The 11745-nt window shown below is 68.7% G+C and carries 13 protein-coding genes, 1 tRNA gene and 1 pseudogene; 9 read left to right on the top strand and 6 right to left on the bottom strand.

The window, feature by feature from the left end; all coding sequences use genetic code 11:
- Positions 1-15: 15 nt before the first annotated feature.
- Positions 16-543, top strand: coding sequence for a DUF5817 domain-containing protein (locus NL114_RS11415; protein ID WP_254821046.1), 528 nt, complete (start codon positions 16-18; stop codon positions 541-543).
- Entirely contained in the window at positions 540-1004 is a 465-nt protein-coding gene (locus tag NL114_RS11410; RefSeq protein ID WP_254821045.1) for a hypothetical protein, read from the top strand. Before NL114_RS11415 ends, NL114_RS11410 begins: the two co-directional genes overlap by 4 nt.
- A gap of 104 nt (positions 1005-1108) precedes the next feature.
- Here the strand turns inward: NL114_RS11410 and NL114_RS11405 are convergent, their stop codons facing one another.
- The 3 genes from NL114_RS11405 to NL114_RS11395 form a co-directional block, all read right to left on the bottom strand.
- Positions 1109-1618, bottom strand: coding sequence for an NUDIX hydrolase (locus tag NL114_RS11405; RefSeq protein ID WP_254821044.1), 510 nt, complete (start codon positions 1616-1618; stop codon positions 1109-1111).
- An 8-nt stretch (positions 1619-1626) separates the two neighbouring features.
- Positions 1627-2886, bottom strand: coding sequence for a hydroxymethylglutaryl-CoA reductase (NADPH) (gene hmgA, locus NL114_RS11400; protein ID WP_254821043.1), 1260 nt, complete (start codon positions 2884-2886; stop codon positions 1627-1629).
- A 254-nt stretch (positions 2887-3140) separates the two neighbouring features.
- Positions 3141-3587, bottom strand: a complete 447-nt coding sequence (locus NL114_RS11395) for a DUF7382 domain-containing protein (RefSeq protein ID WP_254821042.1) — start codon at positions 3585-3587, stop codon at positions 3141-3143.
- An 85-nt stretch (positions 3588-3672) separates the two neighbouring features.
- On the opposite strand from NL114_RS11395, the gene NL114_RS11390 reads away from it, so the two are divergent.
- The 4 genes from NL114_RS11390 to NL114_RS11375 are packed head-to-tail and all read left to right on the top strand — an operon-like array spanning position 3673 to position 6358.
- Entirely contained in the window at positions 3673-4083 is a 411-nt protein-coding gene (locus NL114_RS11390) for a fluoride efflux transporter FluC (protein WP_254821041.1), read from the top strand.
- Positions 4080-4427: a fluoride efflux transporter CrcB gene (gene crcB / locus NL114_RS11385; protein ID WP_254821040.1), complete on the top strand. Its 348-nt coding sequence runs from the start codon at positions 4080-4082 to the stop codon at positions 4425-4427. The genes NL114_RS11390 and crcB overlap by 4 nt, the downstream gene beginning before the upstream one ends.
- A 48-nt stretch (positions 4428-4475) precedes the next feature.
- Positions 4476-5342, top strand: coding sequence for a cyclase family protein (locus NL114_RS11380; protein ID WP_254821039.1), 867 nt, complete (start codon positions 4476-4478; stop codon positions 5340-5342).
- A complete protein-coding gene (locus tag NL114_RS11375) occupies positions 5339-6358 on the top strand; it encodes a fumarylacetoacetate hydrolase family protein (protein WP_254821038.1) in 1020 nt (339 codons plus the stop codon). The genes NL114_RS11380 and NL114_RS11375 overlap by 4 nt, the downstream gene beginning before the upstream one ends.
- A 15-nt stretch (positions 6359-6373) precedes the next feature.
- Here the strand turns inward: NL114_RS11375 and NL114_RS11370 are convergent, their stop codons facing one another.
- From NL114_RS11370 to NL114_RS11360, 3 genes and pseudogenes are all read right to left on the bottom strand, one after another.
- Complete coding sequence (locus NL114_RS11370; RefSeq protein WP_254821037.1) at positions 6374-6949, bottom strand: response regulator transcription factor; 576 nt, start codon at positions 6947-6949, stop codon at positions 6374-6376.
- Positions 6950-7095: 146 nt separating this feature from the next.
- Positions 7096-7468, bottom strand: a pseudogene (locus tag NL114_RS11365) (group I intron-associated PD-(D/E)XK endonuclease).
- Between the two features lie 121 nt (positions 7469-7589).
- Positions 7590-7662 (bottom strand) — tRNA-Asp (locus NL114_RS11360).
- Positions 7663-8029: 367 nt separating this feature from the next.
- Here NL114_RS11360 and NL114_RS11355 point away from each other — a divergent pair.
- The 3 genes from NL114_RS11355 to rpoB all read left to right on the top strand — a co-directional run bounded on the left by NL114_RS11355 (position 8030) and on the right by rpoB (position 11724).
- The gene (locus NL114_RS11355) at positions 8030-8257 is read left to right on the top strand and encodes a DNA-directed RNA polymerase subunit H (protein ID WP_254821036.1); all 228 of its coding nucleotides are present in this window, start codon (positions 8030-8032) and stop codon (positions 8255-8257) included.
- Positions 8258-8259: 2 nt separating this feature from the next.
- Positions 8260-9825 carry a DNA-directed RNA polymerase subunit B'' gene (locus NL114_RS11350; protein WP_254824707.1) on the top strand — a complete coding sequence of 522 codons (1566 nt, stop codon included), beginning with the start codon at positions 8260-8262 and terminating at the stop codon, positions 9823-9825.
- Between the two features lie 72 nt (positions 9826-9897).
- On the top strand, positions 9898-11724 hold the full coding sequence (gene rpoB / locus NL114_RS11345; protein WP_254821035.1) for a DNA-directed RNA polymerase subunit B: 1827 nt from the start codon (positions 9898-9900) through the stop codon (positions 11722-11724).
- Positions 11725-11745 lie beyond the last annotated feature (21 nt).

The raw sequence follows: 11745 nt of genomic DNA, 5'->3' as shown, positions 1-11745 counted from the left end.
GCCCAACTTCCGACCATGTACGCGGTCGTCGGGTGTTCGAACTGCGAGGCGCTGTGGGTCGTCGAGGGCCGGCCCGACACCACCTCCTGTCCGCGCTGTCAGAAACGACACCAGCACAAGAAGCTCAAGAAGTTCGTCACCTGCGAGACGGCCGCGGCGGCGAAGGACGCGCGGTCGCGGCTGCTCGCGAAGCGCGGCGGGTTCGCGGAGGCAGCGGCCGACCTCGACTCCTTCGAGCGGCTCGGCGAGACGGCGATGGAGTCGGGGATGGGCGACGACGAGTTCCTCGACGCCGCCGGACTCGACGCCGACGAGGTACAGGCGGCCGGCGAGCGCGCCGAGTCCGGCCGGGAGCGGAGTCTCTCTCGCGAGGCGGCCGTCCGGACGGCGCTCCGTGAACTCGACGCGCCGAGCGAGGACGCCGTCCGCGAGTTCGCCGCCGACCACGGCGTCCCCGGCGACTACGTCGCCCGCTTCCTCTCGAAACTCGAACGGGCCGGCGAGGTGACGCGGACGAACGGCGGGGGGTACCGCCTGCTGTGAGCCGGGACGACACTGCCGAGGCCGTGACCGACGACAGTGCGGAGTACGACGACCTCGGTCCCGACGGCGGTCCCGGCGACGACCTCGCGCCCGCCGGCCTCGACGGCGTCACGCTCGCGGACCTCGACCCCGGCCCGCTCGTGACGGGGGCGTTCGTCGGCCTCGCGGGATTCCTGTTCCTGCTCCAGCCCGTGGTTCCGTTCGTCGAACTCGGCGCGCTCCGCGTGCGCCCGGTCGCACTCTCGGCGCTCGCACTCGCCGTGGGGCTCTGGCTCGGCGCGGCGGTCTACCTCCGCCGCGGGAAGCGGCTGGTGGGCGGCGCGCACGCCGTCGGCGCGGTCGGCTGGTCCGGCATCGTCCTCGGCACCGCCACCGGGAACGGAACCGTGCTGCTGGGGGCCATCGTGGTGCTCGTGGTGGGGATGGTGGCACTCGCGGTCGAGTCACGACGGTACGCGTAGTTGCTTCTGAAACTGGCTAATATAGTACTTATTGCGAATATATATTGTCAATATGTGGAGTTTACTGAAAGCTGAGTGGGGATCGGTGATGGTCGCTCGGCGCCTCAACCGGTCTCGACGTGTCGGGCCAGCACGGCCCCCAGCGCCCGCCCGACGACACGTTCGCCCACGTCGGCCAGCGGGACCCACTCGTGAGCGACGATCTCCTCGACCTCGGAGGGGTCGCTCGTGATGTCGACCGGGCGGCGCTCGCGCTCCTCGCACCGGACGACGAACGCGAGGTCGCGCTCGATACCGTCGGTGTTCCCGCCCTCCCCCGGGGAGAGGTAGTACGAGTAGACGTCCAGCACCTCGGTCGCCCGGACGTCGAGGCCGGCCTCCTCGCGGACCTCGCGCTCGGCGGCGGCGTGGACGGACTCGTCGGGCTCGACGCCGCCCCCCGGCAGCGACCAGTCCCCGTTCGGCCACCCGATGCACAGCGCCCGGCCGCCCCGGACGACGAGGCACTTCGTCGTCGGCCTGACGCGCACGTCGTCGGGGTCCGGGTCCATCGGCGGCTCGTCCGGGTTCGGTGGGTGGGTGTCCCAGTCGGCGGGACCGTAGCGCTCGTACATCTGCCCGGCTACCGGCCCAGTTCCTCGTGAGCACTCGCCAGATGTGACGAGGCGAGCGCCCCAAGCAGTGACAGCTCTCCGGCCAGCGCCCCCGTCGCAATCACCTCCGCGAGCGCGTCGGCGTTCGAACCGGCGGGGTCGCCGCCACCCCGGACCCCCAGCACGTCCAGCGCCTCGGCCTGCGTCGGAAGTTTCGTCCCGCCGCCGACCGTGCCCACCTCCAGCGACGCGAGCGTGATGCTGGCGTAGAGGGCCTCCTGGGTGCCGTCCTCGGTCTCCACCTCGCGCACGTCCGCGGTCGTGATGGCGTTGGAGCCCTCCACGACCTGCGCGGCGTCCTGTCCCGTCGCGAGGAACGCTGCGGCGACGGTGTTGGCGGCGTGGGCGTTGAAGCCGAGCGAGCCGGCCTTCGCGCTCCCGACGAGGTTCTTGCGCGTGTTGGCCTCCGCGATGGCCGCGGGCGTCGTCTTCAGCACGGACTCGACGGTGTCGGCCGGGATGACGACATCCGCCGCCACGGTGCGGCCCCGGCCCTCCACGCTGTTGACGGCGGCCGGCTTCTTGTCCGAGCAGAGGTTGCCCGACAGCGCCACCAGCGAGGCGGGCGTCTCGGCCTCCACCACGTCGCACGCCTCCTCAGTGGCGATGGTGGCCATGTTCATCCCCATCGCGTCCTTGGTATCGTACGCGAACCGGAGGAAGACGTTGTCCCCGACGACGTAGGGGGTCACGTCCCGGAGTTCGCCGTGGCTGGTCGTCGCCTCGGCGGCCTCGCGCAGGGCCGGGACGTTCGCCCGGACCCACGACGCCACCTCGCTGGCCTCGCCCACGTCCCGGACCCGGAAAACGGGCGCGCGGGTCATCGCGTTCTTGAGCACGCGCGCGGTCGCGCCGCCGCCCGCTCGGATGGCCGCACAGCCCCGGTTCACGGACGCCACCAGGGCACCCTCCGTCGTCGCGAGCGGGAGGTACTCGTCGCCGCTCGCGGCCTCGCCGTCGACGGGGACGGGGCCGACGACACCCATCGGCACCTGCGCGGCGCCGACCATGTTCTCGATGTTGGCCTCGGCGTCGGCCGCGTCGAACGTGTACGAGCCGATGGCGTCGAGGTCGGCCGCGGTCTCGGCGGCGAGCAACTCGCGACGGGCGGCCGCGGCCGTCGCGGCGTCGGCGTGCTCCTCCAGTTCGTACAGGCGCAGGTCGCCCTCGCGGACCCGCTCGGCCAGGTCGGCGGCGGTCTCGGCGTCTGCGTCGGCGTCCTCGGTCATGGCCGTCGGGTCGGGGCGTTCTCGCGTAAGGCTTCGGGTCCGTGGCTAGGAACTTCTTGTGCTGTTCCGGTGGTCCGGTGAGCCGACGGAGGCGACCTAGCCCTCGAAAGCCCCCGGCTGCTGCGGTCGCGCGACTCGCTGCGCTCCTCGGCCTCGCTTCGCTCGGCCTGCGGTGCTTACGTCGTCGTGCTTCCCGCAGCAGCCGTCCCATTTCAGTCCCGCCCTGTTGCTTGTTCAGCCGAGCGTCTGCCCGTTCACCCCCGGACCACGAGCAGCACGGTGTTCCCACGGCGGTCGACGAAGGGGCCCCCGGCGGGTGGTTTCACCTCGAACTCGACGGTCCCCTCGGCCTGGTTCGCCCCCAGCTTCGGGTCGAGCCGGAGGCTGGCGGTCCCGTTCCGGTCCGTCTTCGCGACCCGTGGCCCGTCGAGGCGGGCGGAGCCGCTCCGGGCCACGACCGTCGCGTTCGCCACGCCGCCGCCGTCGGGGTCCACGACACGGACGGTCACGTTCGTCGCGCCGGGCGCCGTCACCTCGGGTTCGGGTGCCACGTCCAGTTCCGTCACACCCAGGCCGGAGAGCCCGGAGACCATGTTCAGCATCACACCGAGGCTGGCCACCCCCACCACCAGCGCGATGACCAGCCGGACGGGGAGCCCCTCGATTCCGCGGTCGTCGTCCGCGAGTCGTCTCGTTCGCACGGGGCGGCTGGTGCGGAATCACACTTCAATCTTCGTCGCAACCGGATTCCACATCTTCAAGCCCCGTCGCCTCTCGCTGCCGGCCATGCGCGAACGGCTCCGCCGGCTGGAACCCCTGCTCCTCATCGCCGCCGGCGGGTTCGTCGGGGCCGCGCTCCGGTTCGCCGTCGCCGAGGCCCTTCCGTCGTCGGCGCTCCCGTGGGGCACGCTCGCGGCAAACGTCGCCGGCGCGTTCCTGCTGAGTATCCTCCTGTACGAGAACCGGCTCGTCGGGAACCTCAGCGCGGAGACGCGGCTCGTCGTCGGCACCGGCTTCTGCTCGTCGTTCACGACCTACTCCACGTTCGCCGTCGAGACGGCCGCGCTCGCTGGGCTCCCCGGCGTCGCCGCTGGCGCCGAAGTTCCGCTCCTAGCCGTCGCGAACGTCGCGCTGAACTACGTGCTGGGGTTCACCGCCATCGGCCTCGGGCAGGTCGTCGCCCGGGTGCTAGCATGACGGACCCGACGCTGCTGGTGGGGCTGGGCGGCGTGGCCGGCGCGCTCGCTCGCCACCTCGTCGGCGAGCGCGTCGAGGAGGCGACCTACGATACGCTCGCGGTGAACGTGCTGGGGTCGTTCCTGCTCGGCGTGCTGGTATCCGTCCCGGTCGGGAGCGACCTGCTGTTGCTGGCCGGGACGGGATTCTGTGGCGCGTTCACGACGTTCTCCTCGTTCGCGTACGAGACGGTTCGGCTCGCGGAGGGCGGCTACGGCCGACGCGCGGTGCAGAACGCGGTGGTGAACCTTGTCGGGGCGCTGGTGGCGGTGTGGCTGGGGTCGCTGGTGGCGGGGGCGGTCTGACCCGGACGCGGCCCAACCTATACGGTCCAGCCACCCGCACTCCACCCGATGCTCTCGCTCGCGGACGCCGAGCTCGTCGACCTGAGTATCGGCCTCGAACCCGGGGCGGCCAGCGAGCCCTGGCCCCCCGACGTGGAGTACTTCGACCACGACCAGGGCGCCCAGCTCCTCTCCGAGAACCTCCATGGCCTCGGCTACGATGTCGACGCCTCTGATTTTCCCGACAGGCACGGGCTGGCCTGGGAGGAGGTCCACGCCATCCCCCATGCCGGCACCCACCTCGACGCGCCGTGGCACTACGGGCCGGAAACGGGCGGCGAGCCGGCACGGACCATCGACGAGGTGCCACTGGAGTGGTGCCGGGGGAACGCCGTCGTCCTCGACGTGCGCGACATGGACGCCGGTGAGGAGATCACCCCGGACGATATCGACGCCCGCCTCGACGCGCTGGACCACGAACTGAGCGAGGGCGAACTCGTCTTCCTCCAGACGGGCGCCGACGAGCTGTGGGGCAGCGCCGAGTACCTCCAGCAGTTCCCCGGGATGGGCGCCGCGGCGACGAAACACCTCGTCGAGCAGGGCGTGCGCGTCATCGGAACCGACGCGTACGGCTTCGACAAGCCGTTCGCCGAGATGGGCCGGCGGTTCGCCGACTCGGGCGAGAGCGAGGAGCTGTGGCCCGCACACTTCGCCGGCCGCGACGTGGAGTACTGTCAGATCGAGAAGATGGCGAACCTCGACCGACTTCCCCGGCGGACGGACGTACCGGTCGTCTGCTTCCCGATCTCCATCGAGGGCGCCTCCGCCGGCTGGGTCCGGCCGGTGGCGATGTTCGAGCCCGGCATGCTCCCGGACGGCGGTGACGCATTGGCGGCCGATGGCGGCATCCCCGTGAACGGAGGTGGTGCCCGGTGAGACTCGCCACCGTCGCGGTCGAGACGCCGGTCGGCCGCGAGCGCCGACTCTGCGTGCGCGACGAGGCCCACGACGAGGACGAACCGGGCTCGCTGGTCGACGTGACGAGCGGCTACACCTGGCTGCTGGAGCGCGACGGCGAGCCGGCCGCGCGCGACCACGCGGACGCGGTGGTGCCGCCCGATATGCGCGAGTTCCTCCGCCGTGGCGACCGCGCGCTCGACGCCGCACGCGACGCGCTCGACGGCGCGCCTGCTCCCGGAGACACCGACCGCGGCGAGTTCGTCCGCACCGAGGACGGGGCCCGCGTCCGGTTCTCGCCCGCCGAGGACGGCGTCGAACTGCTCGCGCCCATCCCCCGACCGAACACCATCCGCGATTTCATGGCCTACGAGGAACACGTCCGCAACACGCTCGGCGAACCGCCCGAGGTCTGGTTCGACATCCCGGTCTGCTACAAGGGGAACCCGGACACCGTGGTCGGACCCGGCGCCGAGGTCGGGTGGCCCGACTACTCGAACCTCTGGGACTACGAACTCGAACTCGCCGCCGTCGTCGGCAAGCGTGGCACCGATCTCGACCCCGACGAGGCCGGCGAGTACATCGCGGGCTACACCATCTTCAACGACTTCTCCGCGCGCGACACGCAGGGCGAGGAGATGGACGCCAACCTGGGCCCCGCGAAGGGGAAGGACTTCGCGAACGCGCTCGGGCCGTACCTCGTCACGGCGGACGCGTTCGACCCGACCGAGGCGACGATGACCGCCGAGGTCGACGGCGAGACGTGGTCGGAGGGGACCCCCGGCGAGATGCACCACTCCTTCGCCAACATCGTTGCACACGTCTCGGACGGCGAACCGCTCCATCCCGGTGACGTGCTCGGCTCCGGGACCGTCGGGGAGGGCTGCGGGCTCGAACTGGGACAGTTCCTGGAGGACGGCGCGACCGTGGCGCTCGAAGTGGAGGGTATCGGTCGGCTGGAGAACACGGTCGTCAGCGGCGACGGCGGCGGGTAATCGGGGGCGGCCCGGTCAGTTCTCGGAGAGCTTGCGGAACGCGACCTCGAAGTCGTCGTCGGTCAGCTCCATGGCGGTCCGGTCGAGTTCGGCCTGGAGTTCCTCGATCTCGGCCTCCAGCTCCTGGTACTCCTGGCTGTTCGAGAGCTCCTCCTCGCTCTTCTGGGTCACCAGCGCGGCCCGCTTCGAGACCAGCGCGTAGAGGTCGCGGAGCTGGTTGTCGTACTCCACCCGCGATAACAGGTTCCGGACCGCCTCCAGCAGCTCGTCGCGCAGGATGGGCTTGACGAGGTAGTCGTCGAACCCCATCTCGATGATGTCGAAGTCCGGCTCGACGGCGGTCACCATCGCGACCTGGCAGTCGTGCCCGGTCTCCCGGATGTGTTCGAGCACCTCGTCGCCCGACATCTCCGGCATCAGCCGGTCGATGAGTGCTACGTCCACATCCTCGTCGAACGCCTCGATGGCCTCCTTCCCACCGTAGGCCACCCGGGTCTCGTACCCCTCGTCGAGCCACGCGGCGTAGAGGTCCGTCAGGTCCGGTTCGTCGTCGACTACCAGAACCGTCCGTTCGCCGTCGCTCGCGGTCATCGCTCACCCCCACGCGTCGCTCGACCTCGGGCGCCGGCCACCGGGTCCCGTCGATGCCGGGCGTTGTCGGTCATCACCACACCTACCGTATAGACTCGGGAATCTTATAATTGTGGTCGGAGGGCAGGAACGAGGTAGTACGGGGGCTAGTCCGGTATCTCCTCGCCCAGTTCGTAGGACTCTGCCCAGTTGATACGTGAATGGTCGATGTCTGCCGAGAACCGGAGTTCCATCTTCTGTTCGGTCGCTTCGTCGATATCGATCCAGTAGAGCGTTCCTTCCGCCGGGTATCTGACGATGAACGCGTCGATTTCATCCTCGTACGTCTCCTCGTGGTAGCTCCCGTCACGCGTCGTCTGTGAGTGCGTGTTGAATCGGATCGTCTCCGGTTTGTTCGACCATGCGGTCTTGCACTGGATGCGATACAGGTCTCCACCGCCGTCGAGCACGAGGTCGTACTTGCGTGTCCCCGAACGGGACCGAGACGCTGTAGCCTCGCGCTATGAGCTCCTGCAGCACGCATGCCTCGGTCTCGTCACCTCTGTCCTTGCTGTTCGTCACGGTAGTCCGGACTGCACCGTCATGGATGAAAAGGACTGACCGGAGCAATCGCTCCGGGTTAGGGCCGTGAAGAGGAAAGCGCCCGGAGCGGGATTTGAACCCGCGTCACAACCGTGACAGGGTTGTATGATGGGCCACTACACCATCCGGGCACGCAATTCCTCGTAGCCCGGTTTTCACCTTAAGGCTTTCCAAGACAGGACCGAGTCGGCCCGTGATACCGCGGCACACCGGTGGGATGTGCACATGACACGCGCCCGTCGTATCTCACTCCGGGGGTCGGCGCCGTGGTTCGGCGCGTGCCGAGGTGTGGGGTGTGTTCGCAACGTCGTCATGTTTTTAGTAGTCACGCACGTTACTGGGAGCATACGCCACCCCTCGCAGGGGGCACCCGGCCGGTGGCCCGTTCGGGCCGGGCCGGTGACGCGTAGCGGTAGCCGTCGCGTTCAGCAACGCTTATTGCCGCCCCGCTAGTAACCGGCTGTAGTATCTCGTGACCGTGTTCTCAACCGCCCACCCATGGTAGACGTAACCGACCACGAACTCGTTCCAGAGCACGAGCTCATCGAGGAGGAGGTCCTCGAGGGAGTGCTCGAAGAGTACGACATCGACCGCACCGACCTGCCGAAGATCAAGCGTCGCGACCCCGCGACCCCGGACGGCGCCCAGCCGGGTGACGTGGTGAAGGTGACGCGCGACTCCCGGACCACTGACCAGGCCATCGTCTATCGACTGGTGGTAGAATGAGTATGGACAGAGAGACCCGTCGGACGATATCGCGACAGTACTTCTCCCGTGAACGCCTGGCCGAGCACCACTTCCGCTCGTTCAACGCGTTCCTCGGCAGCGGGATGCAGGAGGTAGTCGACGAGAAGGAGAGCATCGAGACCGACATCGGCGACAAGGAGGGGCAAGAGCCCGTCCGCGTCGACCTGGGGAACGTCCGCATCACGACGCCGCGCGTGCGTGAGGCCGACGGCTCCGAGGAGCTACTCTACCCGCAGGAGGCCCGCCTGCGGAACATCACCTACTCCGCGCCGGTCTTCATGGAGATGACCATCGTGCGCGGGGGCGAGGAGGAAGAGGAGCACATCGTCGACCAGTCCGAGACGAAGGTTGGCCGGATGCCGATCATGATCGGCTCGGACAAGTGCAACATCGCGGACTTCAGCCACGAGGAGCTCATCGAGATCGGCGAGGACCCCGCCGACCCCGGTGGCTACTTCATCGTCAACGGCTCCGAGCGCGTGCTGATGACGAGCGAGGACCTCGCGCCGAACAAGATCCTCGCAGAGTACGACTCGAAGTACGGCGACGAGATCCAGGTCGCGAAGACGTTCAGCCAGCGCCGGGGCTACCGCGCGCTGGTGCTCTGCGAGCGGAACCGCGAGGGGCTGCTGGAGGTCTCGTTCCCGTCCGTCTCGGGGAGCATCAACTTCGTCACGCTCGTGCGCGCGCTCGGTCTCGAGTCCGACGAGGAGATCGTCCACCGGGTCAGCGACGACCCCGAAGTGGTCAAGTTCATGCTGGAGAACCTGGAGGCCGCCGAGGTCGAGACGACCGAGGAGGCCATCGAGAAGCTGGGCAAGCGCGTCGCCAGCGGCCAGGGGAAGAACTACCAGCTCAAGCGGGCCAACTACGTCATCGACCGCTACCTCCTGCCGCACCTCCACGAGGAGGGCGTCGACGAGGAGGAGGTCCGCATCAACAAGTCCTACTACCTCTGCCGGATGGCGGAGGCGTGTTTCGAACTCGCGCTCGGGCGGCGCGACTCGGACGACAAGGACCACTACGCGAACAAGCGCCTCAAGGTCTCGGGCGACCTGATGAAGGACCTGTTCCGGACGGCACTCAACAAGCTGGCACGCGACGTGAAGTACCAGCTCGAGCGCGCCAACATGCGCAACCGGAACCTCTCGGTCTCGACGGTCGTCCGCTCTGACGTGTTGACCGAGCGGCTCGAACACCCCATCGCGACGGGGAACTGGGTCGGTGGCCGCTCCGGCGTGAGCCAGCTCGTCGACCGGACCGACTACATGGGTGTCCTGAGCCACCTGCGCCGGCTCCGGTCGCCGCTGAGCCGTTCACAACCTCACTTCGAGGCGCGTGACCTGCACGCCACCCAGTGGGGGCGCATCTGCCCCTCCGAGACGCCGGAGGGTCCCAACTGTGGGCTGGTGAAGAACTTCGCCCAGGCGATGGAGCTGAGCCAGAACGTCGAGGACGAGATCGAGCTCAAGCGCGAGCTCGCGACGATGGGCGTCGAGGGCATCCCCGGCGTGGAGACGCCGGGCACCCAGCCCGCGGACGACTGACGAGGCGATGCAGCACACGAGCACGGTGGCGGTAGCGCACCCGAACACACCAATGCGGCACACAAACACGACATGAGTCAGGGACGAGAAGCCAAGGTCTACGTGAACGGCAGTCTGGTCGGAACGCACCCCGAACCCCGGGAACTCGCGGACAACATCCGCGAGGCCCGTCGGCGCGGCGAGATAAGCGACATGGTCAACGTCTCCGTCAAGGGACGCACCAACGAGGTCATCGTCAACGCGGACGCCGGCCGGGCCCGGCGCCCGCTGCTGGTCATCGAGGACGGCGAGCCCCTCGCCACCGAGGAGGAGGTCGAGGCGCTGAAGGAGGGCGAACTCGAGTTCGAGGACCTCGTCGAGCGCGGCTACGTCGAGTTCATCGACGCCGAGGAGGAGGAGGACATCTACGTCGCCGTCGACGAGACGGACCTCACCGAACAGCACACCCACCTCGAGATCGACCCGCAGCTCATCTTCGGCATCGGTGCCGGGATGATTCCCTATCCCGAACACAACGCCTCGCCCCGGATCACGATGGGGTCGGGGATGATCAAGCAGTCGCTCGGGCTCCCGAGTGCGAACTACCGCATCCGGCCGGACACGCGCCAGCACCTGCTGCACTACCCGCAGCTCTCGCTGGTCAAGACCCAGACGACCGAGCAGATCGGCTACGACGAGCGCCCGGCGGCACAGAACTTCGTCGTCGCGGTCATGTCCTACGAGGGGTTCAACATCGAGGACGCGCTGGTCCTGAACAAGGGCAGCGTCGACCGGGCCCTGGCGCGCTCGCACTTCTTCCGGACCTACGAGGGCGAGGAGCGACGCTACCCCGGCGGCCAGGAGGACCGCTTCGAGATTCCGGACGACGAGGTGCGGGGCGCCCGCGGCGAGGACGCGTACACGCATCTGGACGAGGACGGCCTCGTCAACCCCGAGACCGACGTCGGCGAGAACGACGTGCTGCTCGGGAAGACGAGTCCGCCGCGCTTCCTGGAGGAGCCCGACGACATGGGCGGCCTCTCGCCGCAGAAGCGCCGCGAGACCAGTGTCACGATGCGCTCTGGTGAGAGCGGTGTCGTCGACACGGTCACGCTGATGGAGGGCGAGGACGGCTCGAAGCTCTCGAAGGTCTCCGTGCGTGACGAGCGCATCCCGGAGATGGGCGACAAGTTCGCCTCCCGCCACGGCCAGAAGGGTGTCGTCGGCCACATCGCCCCCCAGGAGGACATGCCGTTCACCCAGGAGGGCGTCGTGCCGGACCTCATCATCAACCCGCACGCGCTGCCGTCGCGGATGACGGTCGGCCACGTGCTGGAGATGCTGGGCGGCAAGGTCGGCTCGCTGGAGGGTCGGCGTGTCGACGGCACTGCCTTCACGGGCGAGGACGAGGACGAGCTCCGCGAGGCGCTCGTCGACCGCGGCTTCAAGGACTCCGGGAAGGAGGTCATGTACTCCGGGGTCACGGGCGAGCGTATCGAGGCCGAGATCTTCGTCGGGACCATCTTCTACCAGAAACTCTACCACATGGTCTCGAACAAGATCCACGCTCGCTCGCGCGGCCCGGTGCAGGTCCTGACGCGCCAGCCCACCGAGGGTCGTGCCCGCGAGGGTGGCCTGCGTGTCGGGGAGATGGAGCGCGACGTGCTCATCGGGCACGGCGCGGCCCTTGCGCTCAAAGAACGGCTGCTGGACGAGTCCGACCGCGAGGAGATCTACGTCTGTGCCCAGTGTGGCATGACGGCGGTCGAGAACGTCGAGCAGCACCGTGTCTACTGCCCCAACTGCGGCGAGGAGACGGACGTCCACGAGGTGGAGATGAGCTACGCGTTCAAGCTCCTCCTCGACGAGATGAAGGCGCTCGGCATCGCCCCGCGCGTCGAACTGGCGGACGCGGTCTAACCACGCTCTACCCCACCCACA

This window comes from Haloglomus halophilum (assembly GCF_024298885.1).
In the GTDB taxonomy this organism is placed as follows: Archaea; Halobacteriota; Halobacteria; order Halobacteriales; family Haloarculaceae; genus Haloglomus; species Haloglomus halophilum.
This window is presented reverse-complemented; position numbering and strand designations above follow the sequence as displayed.

Excerpts from the sequence above, each read along its gene's own strand:
- NL114_RS11415 (WP_254821046.1), top strand. The coding sequence starts at position 16 with ATGTACGCGGTCGTCGGGTGTTCGAACTGCGAGGCGCTGTGGGTCGTC.
- NL114_RS11405 (WP_254821044.1), bottom strand. The coding sequence starts at position 1,618 with ATGTACGAGCGCTACGGTCCCGCCGACTGGGACACCCACCCACCGAAC.
- hmgA (WP_254821043.1), bottom strand. The coding sequence starts at position 2,886 with ATGACCGAGGACGCCGACGCAGACGCCGAGACCGCCGCCGACCTGGCC.
- NL114_RS11390 (WP_254821041.1), top strand. The coding sequence starts at position 3,673 with ATGCGCGAACGGCTCCGCCGGCTGGAACCCCTGCTCCTCATCGCCGCC.
- crcB (WP_254821040.1), top strand. The coding sequence starts at position 4,080 with ATGACGGACCCGACGCTGCTGGTGGGGCTGGGCGGCGTGGCCGGCGCG.
- NL114_RS11380 (WP_254821039.1), top strand. The coding sequence starts at position 4,476 with ATGCTCTCGCTCGCGGACGCCGAGCTCGTCGACCTGAGTATCGGCCTC.
- NL114_RS11370 (WP_254821037.1), bottom strand. The coding sequence starts at position 6,949 with ATGACCGCGAGCGACGGCGAACGGACGGTTCTGGTAGTCGACGACGAA.
- NL114_RS11355 (WP_254821036.1), top strand. The coding sequence starts at position 8,030 with ATGGTAGACGTAACCGACCACGAACTCGTTCCAGAGCACGAGCTCATC.
- NL114_RS11350 (WP_254824707.1), top strand. The coding sequence starts at position 8,260 with ATGGACAGAGAGACCCGTCGGACGATATCGCGACAGTACTTCTCCCGT.
- rpoB (WP_254821035.1), top strand. The coding sequence starts at position 9,898 with ATGAGTCAGGGACGAGAAGCCAAGGTCTACGTGAACGGCAGTCTGGTC.